18 protein-coding genes are annotated in these 18,500 nt (G+C 44.3%); 5 read left to right on the top strand and 13 right to left on the bottom strand.

Annotated features, from left to right (window positions below; genetic code table 11):
• The first annotated feature begins 153 nt into the window (after window positions 1-153).
• Both ACN6KS_RS03560 and ACN6KS_RS03555 read left to right on the top strand, forming a co-directional pair.
• Window positions 154-1,944 carry a flavocytochrome c gene (locus ACN6KS_RS03560; RefSeq protein ID WP_440961358.1) on the top strand — a complete coding sequence of 597 codons (1,791 nt, stop codon included), beginning with the start codon at window positions 154-156 and terminating at the stop codon, window positions 1,942-1,944.
• Window positions 1,945-2,140: 196 nt separating this feature from the next.
• The gene (locus ACN6KS_RS03555) at window positions 2,141-2,221 is read left to right on the top strand and encodes a hypothetical protein (protein ID WP_440962365.1); all 81 of its coding nucleotides are present in this window, start codon (window positions 2,141-2,143) and stop codon (window positions 2,219-2,221) included.
• Between the two features lie 281 nt (window positions 2,222-2,502).
• Here the strand turns inward: ACN6KS_RS03555 and ACN6KS_RS03550 are convergent, their stop codons facing one another.
• From ACN6KS_RS03550 to ACN6KS_RS03530, 5 genes are all read right to left on the bottom strand, one after another.
• Window positions 2,503-4,158, bottom strand: a complete 1,656-nt coding sequence (locus tag ACN6KS_RS03550; RefSeq protein WP_440961357.1) for a hypothetical protein — start codon at window positions 4,156-4,158, stop codon at window positions 2,503-2,505.
• 221 nt (window positions 4,159-4,379) lie between these two features.
• Complete coding sequence (gene rlmD / locus ACN6KS_RS03545) at window positions 4,380-5,918, bottom strand: 23S rRNA (uracil(1939)-C(5))-methyltransferase RlmD (RefSeq protein WP_440961356.1); 1,539 nt, start codon at window positions 5,916-5,918, stop codon at window positions 4,380-4,382.
• Window positions 5,919-6,060: 142 nt separating this feature from the next.
• Complete coding sequence (locus tag ACN6KS_RS03540; RefSeq protein WP_094874080.1) at window positions 6,061-6,951, bottom strand: diacylglycerol kinase; 891 nt, start codon at window positions 6,949-6,951, stop codon at window positions 6,061-6,063.
• Between the two features lie 227 nt (window positions 6,952-7,178).
• Window positions 7,179-7,949: a sirohydrochlorin chelatase gene (locus tag ACN6KS_RS03535; RefSeq protein ID WP_280789117.1), complete on the bottom strand. Its 771-nt coding sequence runs from the start codon at window positions 7,947-7,949 to the stop codon at window positions 7,179-7,181.
• 3 nt (window positions 7,950-7,952) lie between these two features.
• Window positions 7,953-8,243: a YerC/YecD family TrpR-related protein gene (locus ACN6KS_RS03530; protein ID WP_019913624.1), complete on the bottom strand. Its 291-nt coding sequence runs from the start codon at window positions 8,241-8,243 to the stop codon at window positions 7,953-7,955.
• Between the two features lie 430 nt (window positions 8,244-8,673).
• Between ACN6KS_RS03530 and ACN6KS_RS03525 the strand changes: the two genes are divergently transcribed.
• Window positions 8,674-9,243, top strand: coding sequence for a tyrosine protein kinase (locus ACN6KS_RS03525; RefSeq protein WP_440961355.1), 570 nt, complete (start codon window positions 8,674-8,676; stop codon window positions 9,241-9,243).
• 17 nt (window positions 9,244-9,260) lie between these two features.
• On the opposite strand, the gene corA is transcribed toward ACN6KS_RS03525, so the two are convergent.
• The 8 genes from corA to ACN6KS_RS03485 form a co-directional block, all read right to left on the bottom strand.
• A complete protein-coding gene (corA, locus tag ACN6KS_RS03520; RefSeq protein WP_094874077.1) occupies window positions 9,261-10,220 on the bottom strand; it encodes a magnesium/cobalt transporter CorA in 960 nt (319 codons plus the stop codon).
• 968 nt (window positions 10,221-11,188) lie between these two features.
• Window positions 11,189-11,338, bottom strand: coding sequence for a hypothetical protein (locus ACN6KS_RS03515; RefSeq protein ID WP_440961354.1), 150 nt, complete (start codon window positions 11,336-11,338; stop codon window positions 11,189-11,191).
• Window positions 11,339-11,454: 116 nt separating this feature from the next.
• Complete coding sequence (locus ACN6KS_RS03510) at window positions 11,455-12,447, bottom strand: anion permease (RefSeq protein ID WP_440961353.1); 993 nt, start codon at window positions 12,445-12,447, stop codon at window positions 11,455-11,457.
• Window positions 12,448-12,460: 13 nt separating this feature from the next.
• Window positions 12,461-13,078 (bottom strand): DUF47 domain-containing protein, encoded by a 618-nt coding sequence (locus ACN6KS_RS03505; RefSeq protein WP_149647570.1) that lies wholly within the window; start codon window positions 13,076-13,078, stop codon window positions 12,461-12,463.
• Window positions 13,079-13,280: 202 nt separating this feature from the next.
• Window positions 13,281-14,378, bottom strand: coding sequence for a DUF3048 domain-containing protein (locus ACN6KS_RS03500; protein WP_440961352.1), 1,098 nt, complete (start codon window positions 14,376-14,378; stop codon window positions 13,281-13,283).
• 145 nt (window positions 14,379-14,523) lie between these two features.
• Window positions 14,524-15,300, bottom strand: a complete 777-nt coding sequence (locus tag ACN6KS_RS03495) for a DODA-type extradiol aromatic ring-opening family dioxygenase (protein WP_440961351.1) — start codon at window positions 15,298-15,300, stop codon at window positions 14,524-14,526.
• Window positions 15,301-15,385: 85 nt separating this feature from the next.
• On the bottom strand, window positions 15,386-16,216 hold the full coding sequence (locus ACN6KS_RS03490; RefSeq protein WP_042124053.1) for an alpha/beta hydrolase family protein: 831 nt from the start codon (window positions 16,214-16,216) through the stop codon (window positions 15,386-15,388).
• Window positions 16,217-16,454: 238 nt separating this feature from the next.
• Entirely contained in the window at window positions 16,455-16,658 is a 204-nt protein-coding gene (locus ACN6KS_RS03485; protein ID WP_094874365.1) for a hypothetical protein, read from the bottom strand.
• 183 nt (window positions 16,659-16,841) lie between these two features.
• On the opposite strand from ACN6KS_RS03485, the gene ACN6KS_RS03480 reads away from it, so the two are divergent.
• Both ACN6KS_RS03480 and ACN6KS_RS03475 read left to right on the top strand, forming a co-directional pair.
• Complete coding sequence (locus ACN6KS_RS03480; RefSeq protein ID WP_440961350.1) at window positions 16,842-17,504, top strand: DUF1129 family protein; 663 nt, start codon at window positions 16,842-16,844, stop codon at window positions 17,502-17,504.
• Window positions 17,505-17,551: 47 nt separating this feature from the next.
• Window positions 17,552-18,493: a hypothetical protein gene (locus ACN6KS_RS03475; protein WP_094878709.1), complete on the top strand. Its 942-nt coding sequence runs from the start codon at window positions 17,552-17,554 to the stop codon at window positions 18,491-18,493.
• Window positions 18,494-18,500 lie beyond the last annotated feature (7 nt).

The raw sequence follows: 18,500 nt of genomic DNA, 5'->3' as shown, positions 1-18,500 counted from the left end.
AATACATAATGCTGTACTAAATCTATAATAGGTCTTGTGCATATTTTCACATGAAATACTATTCATGTCTAGGCTAGAGATAAAGGATTTGCCTAGCAAATCTTCCTCTCCCTAGTGTATGTAACCAATTCACAACAGAATGAAGGAGATATTATGCGAACTCACACGAAAAAGCTGTTATCTATTCTGCTAGTCCTCAGTCTTATGTTCACACTTGCTGCCTGCGGCGGTAAAGATGCAGCACCCGCTGCAGATGCAAACGGAGTTCAAGTCTTTGAAGGAGTTGGGCAAGGTAAACATGGAGATATTAAAGTACAAGTTTCCTTATTAGATAACAAGATCACTGACATTAAAGTAACAGAGCATAAGGAAAATGAAGTACTTGCAGAACCTGTTTATACGCAGCTTAAGGAAGATGTCATGGCAACTAACAGCGCAAAAGTTGATGCCATCAGCGGATCTACGGCTACAAGCAAAGGATATCTAGAAGCCATTCAAGATGCAATTACGAAGTCTGGACTTACTCTTGTCGCTGGCGCTGCAGTCAGTGGAAGCAAAGATAAAGAAGAAGCCGAGCAAACCTATGATGTTGTCGTCATCGGTGCCGGAGGTGCTGGCTTTAGTGCGGCTATCGAAGCGAACAGCGCTGGAGCTAATGTAGTTCTGCTCGAGAAAATGCCAGCTGTTGGCGGCAACACATTGATCTCCGGTGGTGAGATGAATGCGCCGGACAACTGGGTTGAACGTGCTCTTGGCATCACTGATGACACGGCTGACTTGTTCTATGATGATACGATGAAAGGCGGAGACAACCTCGGGGATCCTAAGATGGTTCGTATTCTTGCCGACAATGCACTAGCATCTGCCGAATGGCTGCGGGATGATATCAAGGTAGAGTTCTTACCTGATCATCTGTTCCAATTTGGAGGCCATTCCAGAAAACGTGCGTTGATCCCTGTAGGTCATACAGGTTCTGAATTGATTACCAAGTTAAAAGCCAAAACAGACGCTGACCAAATCACGATCAAAACGAATATGAAAGCCGAAACCTTGCTGAAGGACGAAAGCGGCAAAGTAACCGGTGTAACTGCGACTTCGGGTACTGGCGACAAGATCACCTTCCATGCGAACAAAGGCATCATCATCGCTACCGGTGGTTTTGGATCCAATGTAGAGATGCGTAAAAAGTATAACCCTAAAATGGATGAAAAATATATGTCTACCGATACACCAGGATCTACAGGTGACGGTATCGTTATGGCAGAAACGATTGGCGCCAAGCTGACAAACATGGAGAATATTCAAACGTATCCAATCTGTAATCCTGAGACAGGTGTTATTTCCCTGGTTGCAGACTCCCGCTTCGATGGTGCGATCCTGATTAACCAAGAAGGCAAGCGCTTCGTTGAGGAATTAGAACGTCGTGACGTTATTTCTAAAGCAATTCTTGCCCAGACGGGCGGATATACGTATCAATTATGGAATCAAGGCATTGAGGATATCGGTAAAACGATCGAAGTTCATCAAGACGAATACGATCAACTCGTTAAACAAGGCTTGCTCTTTAAAGCCGATACGATTGAAGAGGCGGCTGATTTCTTCAAAATTGACGTGAACACTTTGAAAGAAACAATTAATAAAGTAAATGATTATGCGAAAACAGGTAAAGACCTTGATTTCAAACATCGCGGTGGATTGAAATCTCTTGAAAAAGGCCCTTACTACATCGAAAAAGCTGTACCATCCGTTCACCATACAATGGGCGGATTGGTGATCGACGAGAAGACTCGCGTATTGAATGAAAAAGGTGAAGTCATCCCTGGGTTGTTCGCTGCAGGTGAAGTAACAGGGGTCATTCATGGTGCAAACCGTCTTGGCGGTAATGCCATCGCTGATATCTTCACATTCGGCCGAATTGCAGGCAAACAAGTTGTAGCAGAGTAAACTTATTTCGTATTATTAGGTCAGCCAGGAACTTCTGGTTGGCCTATTTTTTATAGGTGTTTTAAGATGATGGTAGCCGGGAGAACTAGCCCCTGGACGGCAAAAACACTACCATCCAGCAGGCTTATTCTTTATGCTTAGGGACGGGGGCAAAGAGTAAAATAGGACAAGCTATTCGTACTTTTATTATCTATACATTCGCTTTTACAACTGTGCACGTTTCCAAGCAAAACTAAACAACCTAAGTCCCTATAGATACCGAACTCAGGCTGCTTAAATATTACTTTTTATTTGATGTCTACTTGACAGGATCACTTCAAATTACATGATTTCTTCTTTTCATCAGGCTCAAATCCGGTAGATTTGCCCATCAATTTCACATCAAGTCTGATCTCCTCTATCTGTGCCACCAAGGTTTCATTCTGTACCACACTGGAAAACTCAAGTAAGTAAAGGGGGTTGAATCACTGTTACATCCCTCACCAACAACGCCACCGACTCCACATGTGTTGAGGTGACAGGAAGTACAGCTTTAATATAAAATGAGATTTGCTCAACTTAATCTTGTTGAGTAATAGATGTGAGTTCCCAAAAATATAAATACATTAAATCAATCTCCGGTCTAGGTATATAATCTAGAACAAATGTTGCATACCCATTCCCTAAATTTGTAATTACCCAACCATCTAGAGAGTCATCAAATTTTCCATAACGCAAATAATACCCAAAGCACTCCAACTCTTCCGCTCCCATAGCTTGAACACCTAGATAAGATTTGATTCTATCCCTAACATACTTAATAAAGTATCTCTTATCTCTATTAATAGACCTTATTTTATTAAAGATATGCTCCAAACTAAATATATCAATAACCCAAGGATAGGTTTTTTCATCATCTTCAAATTTAAGGTACATATTAACACGATTAGATAGATTTAAGTAATTATTAATAGTTACACATACCATAATCACTTTCGTATGGTCATACTCACTCAAATCCAATACCATCTTTCGGGAATCTCTCTTATCATTGTCGTAATACTTACACATTTTATTTCTAATGTTATCTTTAACCCTCCACCCTTGCTTATAGGCTTTTTGAATAACTCGGTTAAAGTTTTGTTGCATTCTTTTTTCAGACTTATTAGAATCTCTAAATGGTTCTTTTAATACTTCAGATTTGCACTCAAAACACAATATATATTCTCCACTAAGAACAATAATATCTTGTTCCGCGCCATTTTCATCGAACAAATTATAATATATATTCTCTTCTCCAAAAAAGTTTGCCAACAACATAATAGTATAATCTTCAACAAATTCATCTTTCCTACCAATCATTTCTTCACGTTCTAATATATAATTCCAGAACTCATCAAGTACAAAATTTGAGCGGGGGAAAAATATTCTTTCATTATCACAAGTCCCTATGGAGAACTCTTCTTTATAATATTTATCAGTCGGATAACTCACTTTTATCTCTTCTTCATTTCTTAAAACAGGGAAAAATCTACTAATAAACTCTTTATCCCTAATTCCAAATCTTCTTAAAATTCGCGAAAATTGTTTTATGGAAAAGCTAGTCAAAAAGTTTTCGAATTTATATTTCTCTTTTTCGTACAATAAGTCATTAAGTATATTTTGTTGACAAGCTTGATATATAAAATCATATAGAATGCAAATTAATAGACCTTTTTCTATTTCTAGAGTTGTCAGATTATCTTTTATAAAAATTTCATCAATAACTTTACTGTTGATTTCTAAAACACGCAGGTATTGGAACCAAGAGGTATTTGGATAATCAAAATGGTAATTTATAAAATTTTGGGAGTGGAAATTTCGTAAAGACATATGAATATCTTCTTGCTCTTCTTTCTGATTAAACTGTTCCATACAATAATAGTTTACTATTTTAATGAACTTTTTCCTCAACCACTCTAACTCGTTGGGTCTGTTCTTAATTTTCATATTGCTACTAATAACTGAATTCTTTTTATACAAATAAAATAATCTATTTACCAATTTTGGAGAAACCCGTTTGTCTCTATTTTCAAAAGCATATCTCGTGTTGTCCATAATCAGACTATTTATTAACCAAAAAACCTCATTTGGTCTATACTGTCGAAACCTATTAATAATTTCTATTATTTCATCTTCAATATCATAATTCTCAAGTTCAAAAAACTCTTCAAATAACTTTCTTTTATACTCCATGCGATTCTCCTACTATCGTAAAGTTTCTATTTTTTTAACTGATATATAAAGGTTTCTTATCCTTCATACAAACTATATCGGATAATTCCCTAACAATTAACAGTCAATTCGTTTGTTAACGATATTCAAGAAAATAATAAACAATCTCAAAACAAACAAAAAGACTCAAGCATTTTAAAGCTTGAGCCTTTAATAAATTATCAGGTAACTGTAGCTTAAAGCTACTCCATTACCAGCAACGCCACCGATTCCACATGCACCGTATGCGGGAACATATCCACCGGAGTTACCTCCACTGTTCTGTACCCGCCATCTTCGAGCACCCGCAAGTCCCTTGCCAATGTGGATGGATTACACGACACATACACCACACGCTCCGGCTTCATCGCTAGAATCGTCTCCAACAACCGTGGATCACAGCCCTTACGCGGTGGATCGACCACGATAACATCTGCCGTTATCCCCTGTTCTTTCCAATTCGGAATGACATCTTCAGAGGCTCCAACCTCGAACACTACATTCTTCATCTCATTCAACTTCGCATTCGCCCGGGCATCCTCAATCGCTTCCGGTACAATCTCCACACCGTATACCTTAGCCGCATGCTGCGCCAAAAAGAGAGAGATCGTACCGATGCCGCAATAGGCATCGATAACCGTTTCATTGCCAGTCAGTCCGGCGTATTCTACGGTTTTTCCGTACAGCACCTCAGTCTGTGCCGGGTTCACTTGATAGAACGAACGCGCTGAGATTGCGAACTGTACATCGCCGATGTAGTCATAGATGACGTCTCTGCCCCACAGGACGCGGGTTTCGTCCCCGAAGATGACATTCGTGCGCTGAGTGTTGACGTTCTGGCAGATGCTGACCACGTCTGGCAGCTGTTCGCGGATGCTCCCGAGCCAGGCGTCCAGGTGCGGGATGTCGCGACCGTTGGTTACGAGGACGAGCATCATTTCACCGGTGCGGAAGGCCTTTTTCACGACGACATGGCGCAGCAGGCCGCGGCTGGTTTCTTCATTATAAGCAGAGATGCCGAGTTCTCTGCCGATGCCTTTCACCTTGCGCACAACGTCATCGTTATCTTCATGCTGAATTAAGCATGTTTCCATATCGATGATCCGGTGGCTTCCCCGCGCGTAAAAGCCGCCCACAAGGCCGCCTTCGGTTACGCCGATCGGCACCTGAGCCTTGTTGCGATAACGCCAAGGCTCGTCCATGCCTAGTGTAGGGCGGACGAGAATGCCCTCTGTCTTAGCCACTCCAGCGCCATCCGCGATGTCACCATCGTTAGCACGGTCCATCTGACTCTCAACAGCTTCATTCGCTTTGCTCTTTCCGCTGTCTCCGCCACCACCACTCACCCGGAGCTTTCCAATCCGCTCCAGGTTGTCCACCACCAGCTGCCGTTTCCACATCAGCTGAGCGGCATAGTCCATATGCTGCAGCTGGCAGCCGCCACACTTATCATAGATCTCACAAGGCGCCGCGATGCGGGCGCTGCTCGCCTCTACTAAATTCAGCAGCTTGGCGTAGCCATACTGCTTCTTGGTCTTGAGCACCTTTGCCCGGACCTTCTCTCCGGGAAGAGCTCCCTGCACAAAAAGGGTAAAGCCTTCAACGCGGCCTACCCCTTCACCTTCATGGGTCATGCCGATAATATCGAGCATAACCTCATCATTTTTATTCACAGGCAGTTCGGCGACAGGCGCCTTGCCGACTGGGCGGCTGGTGCTGCGTCCACTGCGGTGTTTACTCATTATTTATAGTTCACTTCTTTCATTATCATCGCTGTATAAACCCAATTAAATGTCTTCAATCATTTCCATCACTGTAAATCTTACAGTCTCTTCGATCAAAGATCATCGCTGTATAATCCCACACTCTTACTTTCAATCAATCTCAGTTATTCTCAGCAAAAATCCGCAAATGCTGCGGCAAAATCCGGAATCGTCCTGGCAGCTCTCCACCCAGTTCACCGTCCAAGTTCAATTGGACATGCCCTGGTGAGATTACATCCATCGCATCCGTGCGGAAATAAACAACCTTCTTATCATTCAAATGCTCACCGCGAAGAGCCAATCTGACCAAACGGACAAACTCTGCCAGATTGCATTTTTTTACCGCTATAACATCTAACAGACCGTCATCGATCCGAGCGCCGGGAGCGAGCTTTTCAAAGCCGCCAACAGAATTCGTATTTGCAATCAGGAACAGCATGAACTCATCATGAATAACTTCTTGGCCATTGGCACGAATGATTAATTCCTGAGGTGACAGGCTGACCATTTTTTCAATACCTTTTAGATAGTACGCAAGCTGCCCTATCATGGTCTTCAGCTTACTAGGAACTTCATATGTCAGTTCGGTTAGACTACCGCCGCCTGCTATATTAATAAAATAACGGTCATTTGCCTTGCCGATATCAATCGGACGTGTCTCTTGGCGAATGATCAGATCACAGGAATCTTCCCAGTTCTTCGGGATCCCCATTGCACGTGCGAAATCATTAGTAGTACCAAGCGGCAAGACGCCGAGCGGGGGAAGATTAGGCTTCTCCGCCATACCATTAATAACTTCATTTAAAGTGCCGTCGCCACCGGCTGCTATGATCAAGTCATAACCGCGTTCTACTGCATCTGCAGCAGCTATCATAGCATCGCCTTCTCCGGTTGTTGCATGGCAGGTGGCTTCAATGCCACCAATATCCAGCCGGTCCAAAATATCGGCGAGCCGCTTCTTCATTTCTTCCCGTCCAGAAGTGGGATTATAAATCAATCTCGCAGTTTTCATTACCGGAACGCCACCTGTTTTTATAATAGAATAACCTAATTGATTATACCTAATTCGGACCACTACAATCAATGTTAAAGGCCCTTTCATGCAAATATTCCATTATACAGCAATTCATGACACTTTATTTAACAAAAAAATATATTTATATGTATATGCAGCAAATCCCGTATTATCCACGGATCTGGGCCCTTTTTTATGATTAAATGTGCTCAGGGGTAGGTGCTTTATCGTTTCATTCGAATCTGTTCGAGGAGTGTCTCTACCTGTCTCTCCATCCAATGCGGAAGAAGGGGGTGCGGCAGAAGTGTTTGACCAGAATACTTATAGGTTAACCCTTTTAGTCTGTTCGGAACCACATGCTTAGTAAAATAGCCTTCACTCAAAAAAAGCGGCGCCACCAGTACCTCGTGACCCTGCTCCTGCCAATACTCTACCTTGCTTCTTACACTATCCGGACTCAGCAGAGCATAGTCGGCCGCCGCTACGCCACTCACCTCACGGACACGTCCCGCCAGCGAAGATATGCCCTGCTCCCAGCGCTGCCGGAAACCATCATATACACTGCCATGCCCCACAAGCAAAATCGTCTCTCGCTTCGGTTCCGTAGACAGCTCACGTAGCTTGTCCCAAATCATTACAGCGATGTCCGGATCATCGTCGATAGGATAACCATAGTGAACTTTAGCCTTCACTGAGAACAGCGCTAAATCCGTCTCACGTTCAGGCTCAGGTTTGGCGCCTAGTGCATATTCTATCTCATCGACATGTGTACTTCCTGAGGAAACGAACAATGGGATCACAATAATATCTGTGACCCCTGCGTGTTCCAGCTCATTTATTCCATCTTGAATCAGACGGCCCTCTACCAGCTCTAAAAAAGAGACCACAACAGGAATCTTTTCACCTAGCGACAATCCGCTTACGGCTTCCTCTACAATCGATACCCAAGCCTCGTCGCGAGAGCCGTGACTGATAATAAGTACGCCCGGTACCATAAATTAACGTCCCAAACGTTCCAGCGTTAATTTATAACCGTCATTACCGTAGTTCAGGCAACGTTTTACACGGGAAATCGTAGCTGTGCTTGCACCCGTCTCTGCTTCGATCTGGTTGTAGGTGGAGCCTTTGCCAAGCATACGCGCTACTTCCAGTCGCTGCGACAACGATTGAATCTCGTTCACAGTGCACAGATCATCAAAGAACACGTAACATTCTTCCATATTTTTTAACGTTAAAATAGCTTCAAATAATTGGTCGATACTTTTATCATTCAACTTCTTAAGTTGCATCAGCTTTTCATCCCCTAAAAGTTCTATCAGCATTAGTTTCTCTAATTAAGCTCCGTACAAAACTAGCTCCGGAAACATAAACCTCATGCGACTATCCTGCCTTTACTATATTGCACTGGAGCGCATTTTTCAAGCATTAACGATTTCACGCTGTAAAGAGTGAAATCGATGGACAAACGTCCACCCACGGCGCACACTCAATATGTACCCAACCGCGTTTGTTTCTTCCTGCATAAGAAATAGCACCTACACTATAGTACTACATAAGCGCCGAAAATCAAGCTTGTACACGCTTTTTTCACTTCTTAAGGACGATTATAGGCATTCGCCCTTTTCCGCTCCTATCACGGGTAACCCGGGCATTCGTCTATACCGTATGTTCGCCCATGACATACAGTATAGCAGACCACTAACAAAGGAATGTGATATTATGCCTGATCATTACTATAATCATTCCCGCCGAAACCAGCGTTCATTGACCGATACTTATAATGCATCTGCTTACCCCGGGCTCAGTCCATATTCGCCTTCATCCCCCCCAGGAGAGAGCGGAATCCTTCCCGCTTTAGGAGCAGAAGCAGCCACCGAAACTGCGCTAGCGCTTCCTGCTGCTGAAGCTACGACTAAGGCAAGCGGCGGGCTTGCCGGATTGCTTAGCGGCTTGGGCGGTTTAGGCGGCGGTGGCGGAATCGGTGGGAATATGGAGCAAATCAAAGGTATCATCGACCGAATGGGCGGTATTGACGGGATCGTAAACTCCATGGGTAAGGTGCAGAAGGTGATGTCCGGCTTCCAGCAGATGGCTCCGATGGTTAAGCTTTTTATGGGTAACTTCGGCAAAAACAAAGGCTCCTCAGGTGCACTAGCTGCCGAAGAGGATGCAGCGCTGTACAGCCCTAACCGACGCAAAAAAAGACGTTCCACCTCAACCCGCCGCAAATCCACTACAACCACACGCCGGCGCTCTACTCCCTCTACCGGAAAACGTCGCCGCAAATAGCGGTGACGTTTTATTTTTCACTTAAACCATCCACTACGCCGGAACCATCTGAACATACTAACACCCACCACCAGCATAAATAGCAGAACGCCAAAATATCCATACTTCCATTCGAGTTCAGGCATCACCACGAAATTCATCCCATAAATTCCGGCAATCAGCGTCAGCGGCATGAATACGGTAGTGATTACTGTTAGTGTTTTCATGATCGAATTCATCCGGTTAGAGTTAAGAGATATGTAGCTATCACGTAGGTCCGCAGTCATTTCTCGATCCGCCTCAATCATATCGGACAGTTTTAACAAATGGTCATAGATATCGCCAAAATAAATCCGTTCCTCGCCGTTGCTCTGGACATGCTGCGAATTCAAAATCCGGTACATCAAATCGCGCATTGGCACAATCGTCCGCCGCATCTTGAGCAGCCTTCCGCGCAAACCAAACACTTGGCTCATCAAATCCTCCACCGACTCACTGCTGCCATTGCTCTCCAGATCCGCAAGCTCGTCTTCTAAACTGTATAGGCACGGAAAATACTTATCTACCAGCTTGTCCATTACTGTATATGCAGCCGCCATCGGACCACCTGACCAGCCTTTACGACTATGTATTTCACGCTTCACTTGTTCCCAAGCTTCATTCATCTCTGTTTTTTCCTGATGATGATAGGACACGAGGTAATTTGCGCTCAAAAAAAGGTCAATTTCTTCAGCATCCAGCGTCTCTTCATTCAGCGCATGCAGCACAAAAAACTGTACTTCCTCATAATGATCCAGCTTCGGCCGCTGTAGTACATGCATACAATCCTCAATCGCCAAAGGGTGAAAATGAAAGTAGTGATCCAACAGCAGCGTCTCCTCTGCCGTAGGTGTAGCAAAGTCTGCCCATATCCATGCATAATCCTCCCGCCGGATATCCTGCAAAGGTATGTCTGTCAGTACCTCACCAGTATGCGTCACCGCAAGTGTATGTATCATAAATGTTCCTCCGCTTCATCTTCTTCCACGCATCTATTGTACCGTAAGAAGAGGAGTCTTCCAAAAATAACAAAAAAATCTCAGCCGGAGAATCGTAGCTCTGAGGTTCCATTACTCTTTAGTGTCCCATTCCTTCCTTTTGTTCCTAGGTTCATTTTTTTCTAATACCCTTCCAATTGTTCCTGCGATCTCATTTCTCTCCTCTACCAGCTACCAATGCCAGTGCCATAATCGCAACAATAGCTAAGCTATCGTGAATTACCGCCATTTTACGAAACGTTTGGTTGTAAGGAGTACTGAGGTTTAACACTAATTATTCGGGCTTAACTACACCGGCTTAACTTTGTCGGATATCTGATTATGGCCTCGCGCACACTTATTTTTGTATCTCAGTTTCCACTTTGATCCTATTTATGGTTTATAGGTAAAAGATCTAATCATTTATTAATAAGTGTCATTCATCTTCTTCTTCTCGCCTTTGATCAGTCGGCTCATAGTGTATATAACGATGCTTCTCAGATGGTGAGGAAAGGATGGATAAAAAAAATAGGGTTGGGTTGTCACCGAACTTAGTCAAATCGTATCGAGTGATTGTTTAATGATTAGTTAGTTTAAATTCTAACCCGCCGCTTAAATTCGACAGATGCACAAAAAGCTACGACAGACATCCGCTCAAATACACCTTACCCTATCTTTATTTAAACACTCTCATCTGTATAAGCTAGACTCTGCTAATCCGAGGCATTTATGCCCTGCTTTCTACTCAATTGACACTATTTCACGAATTCCGAGGCATTTATGCCCTGCTTTCTACTCATTCGACACTATTTCGCTAATTCCGAAGCATTTATGCCCTGCTTTCTACTCATTCGACGCTATTTCACGAATTCCGAGGCATTTATGCCCCTCTTACTGCTTCTTCCGCATAATTCAGCTAATTCTACGGGATTTCTACCGCTATTTCCTCCTCAGACGCCCAATTCCGCCATTTCTGCGGGATTTATACCGTTCTTTCCCCGTTGAGGAAGAGCCGAGCGCTGGAGCAAGAGAGTCTGTCTGTCTCTGTCTCTGTCTGTCTGTGTCAGTCTGTCCAGCCATTCTTTCATCCATCCCCCCATCAGTCCCCCCCCACTGGGGGAGGATCGAATCATGCGTGGTCGAACTTCCCTCACCCATATAACAAAAAAAGATGTCCGCAGCCAAAGGCTAACTGACATCTTTTTATTAAAGGGATTTAAAAAATGATTTTGAAAATCAGACCAGCTAATACCGCACTGATTGGAATCGTAATAAACCAAGTGACTACAATACGTCCAGCTACTCCCCATTTCACAGCAGAGAACCGTTTTGCGGAGCCAACACCCAGGATCGCTGAAGTGATCGCATGTGTCGAGCTGACTGGCAAATGCAGCAGTGTTGCTGAGAAAATAACGGAAGCCGCGGAAATATCAGCCGCGAAGCCGTTGATCGGCTCGATTTTGAAAATCTTCGTACCCATGGTCTTGATAATCTTCCAGCCACCAATGGAGGTACCGAGTGCCATAGCCGTAGCCGCAGCAATCTTAACCCATAGAGGGATTACATCCATAGACTCTTGGCGTCCTGATGTAACTAGGGCAAAGGTAATGATCCCCATCGCCTTCTGCGCATCATTCGTACCATGAGTAAACGACTGTAATGCTGCCGTCACAACCTGCATGGAACGGAAGCCCTTGTTGACCGTATGTGGACTACGCTTTGCAAAAATCCATTTCAGGATCGTCATGATAATATAACCGATAACAAATGCAATCAGTGGGGAGAAAATTAACCCCTCGACAATTTCAACGAAACCGCCCCAGTTAATATGCGACGAACCTGCACCCACATATACTGCACCAGCTAAAGCGCCGATCAGTGCATGAGAGGAGGAGGACGGAATTCCGAGCCACCAGGTAATCAAATTCCAAATAATCGCAGCAATCAGCGTGGCTATTATGATATCTAGACCATTTTCCAGCAACGTGGGATCTGTGATGCTTCCGCCAATTTTCTTGGCTACACCAGTAAACATCAAGGCTCCGACAAAGTTCATCGTAGCTGCCATAATAATAGCTGTACGAGGTTTTAAAGCACGTGTAGAGACAGAGGTAGCAATTGCGTTGGCCGTATCATGGAAACCATTAATAAAGTCAAACGCAAGCGCGAGAAATATAACAAATCCAAGAATCCATATCGATGTTTCCATATTCTAGTACCCCTTATGAGTTGCGCATGATGATCGATTCCAACATGTTGGCTACATCTTCACATTTATCTGTAGTGGTCTCGAGTCGCTCATATAATTCCTTGCGCTTAATCAGCTCAATCGGGTCCTTAACGGTTTCAAATAGAGCTTTGGTACAAATACGAAGGACTTCGTCCCCTTGATTCTCAAGGTCATTCAGACGGATCGTATATTCACGAATGGCCAGCAGCTTCTTCTGGGAGAGCAAATGAACTGCTTTTTGAATTTCATAGGCGCATTGGCGAAGAATTTCGGCGAATTGCACAATGTATTCATCCGGGTCGAGCAGGTTGTACATATAGAAACGTGAGGCAGATGCCTCCAAGCCATCAATGACATCATCCATGCTTGTAATCAAGTCCATAATGTCGTCACGCTCAAGTGGCGTAATGAACGTCTTGTTCAATTCCTTAATTACGGTGTGCGTGTAAGTATCACATTGGGATTCGTACTTCTTCATCTCTGCAGCGAAATTATCGACATTATTCTGGAGATCAGTGATATTCTGAGCAAAATAATCTGCAGCTTGGACAATGGTATCCGCCATATTTTCTAGCGTCTCAAAGAATATGTCCTTTTTTCTCAACTTCATTGTTTTAAACCCCTTTACATAATATTACCGTGAGTACAGAGCCACCCATATGTAAAAAGCATGAAAATGAATGACAACCCTTGTTATCTTAACATATCCAAAGAAGGTATAGAAGCTATAGAAATGAACTTTTTTACACTCTATTTACACTTACCCAGAATTACGAATACAAATCTGTATAACACTGGATATTCCGGCTTTCTTAGGTTGCACTATCTGCCCCTCCGTATACCAAATGACTGCTAAATGAAGGTGCATTAGGGACGACCAAAATATGGGTGATTCCTGGATACATCAGCTCTTCTTTACCATCCTTCACAAACCGGATCACATCACCTGGCTCACGCGACCATCTGCCCTTCGTGACCTGCCCCCGCTGAAAAAGCAGTGCTTCTCCGCCAAGCTCCACGTCCACCTGAAGTCTCCCAACATCATCAAGTACCTTATGATCGGATCCCATCACCAGCACATTTGCAGCTTCTACCGGCTTATTGTTATTCAGATCCATATGCGGTTTGCCATTCACGTAACGCTGATAGGTCTGGAGCTGAGTATCGTATTTATAGTCAATTTTATAGCTTTTAAGTAAGAAGTTTACACTAAACTCAGCGGCCTGTTCTCCGCCTGGCGGTATGTAGTCTGGATTGTTAAAAAGATACCCTGGCACCTTCACACTTTTCTCATAACCCAGCTTCTCGGCACCTTCCCGCAGCTTCGCTGCATTGCTGTAGAGATTATGAGGGGCTTTACGTGCTTTGTCCCGCCAGAAATAGGCTCCGGCACGACCAATCTCGTCCATGTCTGCTTTTTTCTCTTTTTGCAAAATGGCATACGCCGCGGGGCTCCCCCCTGCATGCACGGTCACACCACCATAGCTCTCACCTATATCTAGCAGATAAGGGCGGATACTGCGGATCGGTCCGATTTTGACCACTCCAGTATGACTTTGAAAAATACCAATCAGCCGCGTAATGCCACCTTCAGCAAGGACCTCATATAAAATATCCGCTTCACTCACCCCCGACTGTGGCCGGGCAGCTGGAGCATTATTAATCATAACGGCCAAGGGACGTGGGAGACTGTCTTCAGAAACCGGAAGACCTGTTAAACCGGAAATCAGTTCAGCAGATGGATCTGGAGTTGGCGATGGTTGAATCGTTTCAATAGGGGCGGGATCAGAGGTAGGCTGCTGAGTCGGTGTAATTACATTATTTGCACTCTCTGTTCCGCAAGCGGAGAGCAATAGGGTACTCAGTACAATGGCAGATAACAGACGGGAAGAAGAGCAATTTACTTTCATAAGCTTGTAGTTCCTCCTAAAACGTTTTATGTATCTTAATTGGTTTCTTCCATTTAATCACAGCCCGTCCCATTTGTCTTGATCCGCTTGCATTAAAAAAGGGCACAGCCGATCTCCGGCTGCACCCTGCGTGTATCTTATCCATTTAGTCTAGCTTCCAGCAATTGAGGCTTAATGTCCCATATTGATACGCTTGAAATATACGCTCTGCCTTCCTGCTACCGTCCGCTGTTCCCATCGCATAAAAGAGAGGTGCGAAATGCTCTCTACCGTAAGATGGGACCGCATCTCGAACATGCGGAGCTTTTTTCTCATAAGCAAACAGTGAAGGTAAATCCCAAGATTCTAATCCCTTGGCAATCCACGCATCGAATGCAAGCGCCCACTCTTCAGGCTGATCACTTTCATTAAGCATCCGTAAATTGTGAACAAGTCCACCGCTTCCTATCAGCAGTATGCCTTCATCACGCAGAGGAGCTAACATCCGGCCGATATTGTACTGTTCCTTGGGAGAACGCAGTGAATCGACGGATAAAGCGACTACCGGAATATCGGCTTTCGGAAACATTTTTTTCAGTATTACCCAGACTCCGTGATCGAGTCCTCGCCCCTGAACGGGCTGATGTGAAAGATTGTTACCCTTAAAGAGCTCGGAAATCCGCTTGGTTAGAGCAGGATCACCTGGGGCTGGATAGGTCAGCGTATACATTTCTTCAGGGAATCCGTAGAAGTCATGTTGAGTCTCGTGCTTCTCATCCATGGTGAGTAGCTGTTCTGGGCTATCCCAGTGCGCTGAGAATACTACTATACCCCGTGGTGCTTCTAGTTCTTGACCAAGCCGCTCCAGAAAACGGGTATACTCGTTATCCTCCAGTGCGAGGAGCGGAGAACCGTGCGCGATAAAAAATGACGGTAATTTCATAGGATGCCAACCTCCATAACCCAGTATATGGTGTGCATCTTTATTTTACCGCTAATTTCAAGTTATTGCGAGTAAAGTCCATCACCTATATCATCCAATTTTGCCATTCTGTCTGCACATGCTCCTGCTCGTTCATCCACTCTCTTGTCCGCTTAAGCAGTTGCTGCTGTGCCGGACCAGACGAAAAGGTATGATCACCTTGGAAAATGATCTCTTTATCGCATCGTCCCTCTGGACGCGTCCAGAATAATTTCTGATAAAGGAATGCATAATCCACGGGGATGACATCGTCAGACGTACCATGAATGACGAGCACATCACCGCTGAATTTACTAGCCTCTTGGAAAGGCTGGAAGGCCGCCAAAGAATTAAAATATACCGGTGTGAATGAGTAGCCCACGTAATCCGCTGATCCATTCTTCACCGATCGATCATACGCCTCCCGCCCTACAATCTTCACAATATCATTGAAGGGGTAACCTACGGAGGCCCACAGCACGAGATTCTTCACACGGCGATCACGAATACTTGTCAGAAGCGCAACCGCCCCACCCAAACTGTGGCCAATAAGCGTCACACGCTGTGGATCCACATCGGCAGAGCTAATTCCGTAATCGAGCACCGCTCTAGTCTGAGCAATCATCGACTCCATATCCTCCCCGCCGTAATTACCGCTGCTCTCTCCGCAGCCCGCATAATCAAATCGAATGACCATATACCCGTCTTGCGCCAGCTCACGCGCTGCTTTGACAAAGATCCGATCGACTCCAATCCGGTTACCCACAAATCCATGGCAGATTACAGCTAATGGCAATCTGTCCTTGCAACGTGTGGAAGTTCCCTTCTCTTTACTCGGATAATGGATGCTCGCTGTCAATTCTTCGCCGTTATGCCGGATTACAATATTCCGCTCCATTGCCGTAACCTCCTATATTTAATCATTATTTTAATTTATTAGAATTCCGATTAACTTAGTGTGAATTATATTCTTATTATAAAGAATTCGTTCATATTGTCAACAGGAACGGGACAGATCCTAGTAATTTGCAAGAGCAAATTCGGCGTATAAAGCGGAACGTCAAACAGCCAGTCTCCACAATAATGGAGACTGGCTGTTTTTTTTCAATCACAAGATGAGCTTCCAGGGTCGTCAATCAATCATAGCTGTTGTTAAACATCTCATGGGTTTCTTGACTGCCTTCCCAATCCTTACTCAGGCCCTCTGCTGCAGGTTCTTCCGTGGAATTCCACATGCTGAATCCATCGGATCCGCCCCAATCCCCCATTGAATGATTGGGCGTAGGCTCAGAACCGTTGCCCATGACTGTTCCCTGTTCCTTCTTGTTCTCATGTTCCATAAAGCTCCCAACCTTTCCCAAAGCTATATTGATCAAGCAACAACATTATCAGTGTTCACTCTTATAAAAGGATTATGCATAGGAAAATAGAAATGCTTGTCCTTGCGCAGACCTATCAGGCAAACGTATACTCTAGGTTAAAGACTATACCGATTAACACTACTGGAGGTTTACATCCCTATTATGAAAGTGAAAGATATGATTAAGGAAAATAACGCCCTGCGCGAGCAGATGACGCCTTTCAATCGATCCTATTTTGAAGATATGATCCTAACGATGCGGGCCAGTAGGGTAGAAGCTCTCCGCGTTGAAGAACTTTTACTGGATGCAGCCAAGCTGCTTCTGAAAGAACAAAAAAAAGGTAAAAACGCTAAACAGGTGTTTGGCGAGAATCCGGATGATTATTTTAAAGAGATCATAGACAGCGTTCCCACACGCCCAGCGCGCAGCAAATGGAACTATTACTTGATGATTCCCTGCGCGGCTCTAACCTGTTTGTTCGGGATCTTAGCTATAGGTGGACTTTTCTTGCAATGGACTAACGGTTCACCCGGGATGTTCGGACAGATTAGCCTCTTCACACTCTTCGCTGTGGGGGCAGGTTCCATTATCTTAATCGAACTTATTATGAAATGGTTAACCTCCTTGTCTGAGGGGGATGCACCTAAAGCCCAACCCTTTGATATCAAGGGCCTTGGCGTCTATATCGGAATCGCCGTAGTTGCCGTATTCATTGGCTTGTACCTCGACCGGTTATTTCCGGTCATCACCTTATCCCCGTGGGTAAGCTTAATTGTTTCCCTGATCGGGGCCATTGGACTAAAATTTATATTTTTCAAAAAATAGTAGTCATGCTCCACCCGTACTTCATCCGATAGACAGGGGGATCTTTCATGAATAAGAAGCAATATATTTTCTATTCTGTTCTAGCAGTAACATTGGGATTAGGCGCTGTACCTATAGGAACGATTCAAGCTGAAGGCGCTGCCAGCCCTCCTGTGGGAGGCGCTAAAGCAAATCCTATGACAGCAAGCAATAATCATGCGGAGGCTATCTATAAAGCTGCATTGCCGCTGTTATCTTCCTCTAATAAGTTACCCGAAGCTATTAAATATTTGAACGCCAATATGTATGCGGTAGGTTCGTATCGTGCCACGATAATGACACTGAAGCTTGAGAATTTGCACAAGGCAGCGCTTCCGGCGTGGGAGAGCAAATTCAGTACCAGCAATGTCCAGCGGAAGCTCACCGCCATCTATAAGGCTGGCGCTAGCATGAAGACCCTTGCTGATGCCACAGAAGACCTCACTCTGCGCACACTGCTAAAGAGTGCCAGCGAAAATGGATATAAACTGGAGACCGCGGAAGGCACTTTTTTTCCGGTGATCGATTATGAGGCTTACCGCAAATATAAGCTTTATGTCACTGACGATATCAGCGCGTATCTATCCATTATGGCTACGGAATCTGATCTGCCCTCCTCCAAGGATAACGGGCTGGTCATTGGTTGGACCGATGTAGCTGCACGAGCACTGTCTCAAGAGCAATTTATTCAAAATCATCCGAAATCGAACCGAATTTCAGCTGTGAAATCCTTATATTCTATCTATGTTAACAATACGTTTTACGGCCAGAATAACACGCCCCTTTTCCATTATGACAATCTTGAAATGGACTTGGAGGCGCAGAAAGCCTACTCTAGCATTCTCACCAAGAATAAAGACAACAGCCCATTCCTGCAGAAACTAGATGGCTTCATGAAATTGATGAAAGACAAAGATTATAAATTAACAGATGAAGTCGAACAATACCGTAAGACTGAATTACCTCTCTAGTATGATA

The sequence above is a fragment of the Paenibacillus nitricinens genome, from assembly GCF_052056485.1.
GTDB classification, from domain to species: Bacteria; Bacillota; Bacilli; order Paenibacillales; family Paenibacillaceae; genus Paenibacillus_AQ; species Paenibacillus_AQ nitricinens.
This window is presented reverse-complemented; position numbering and strand designations above follow the sequence as displayed.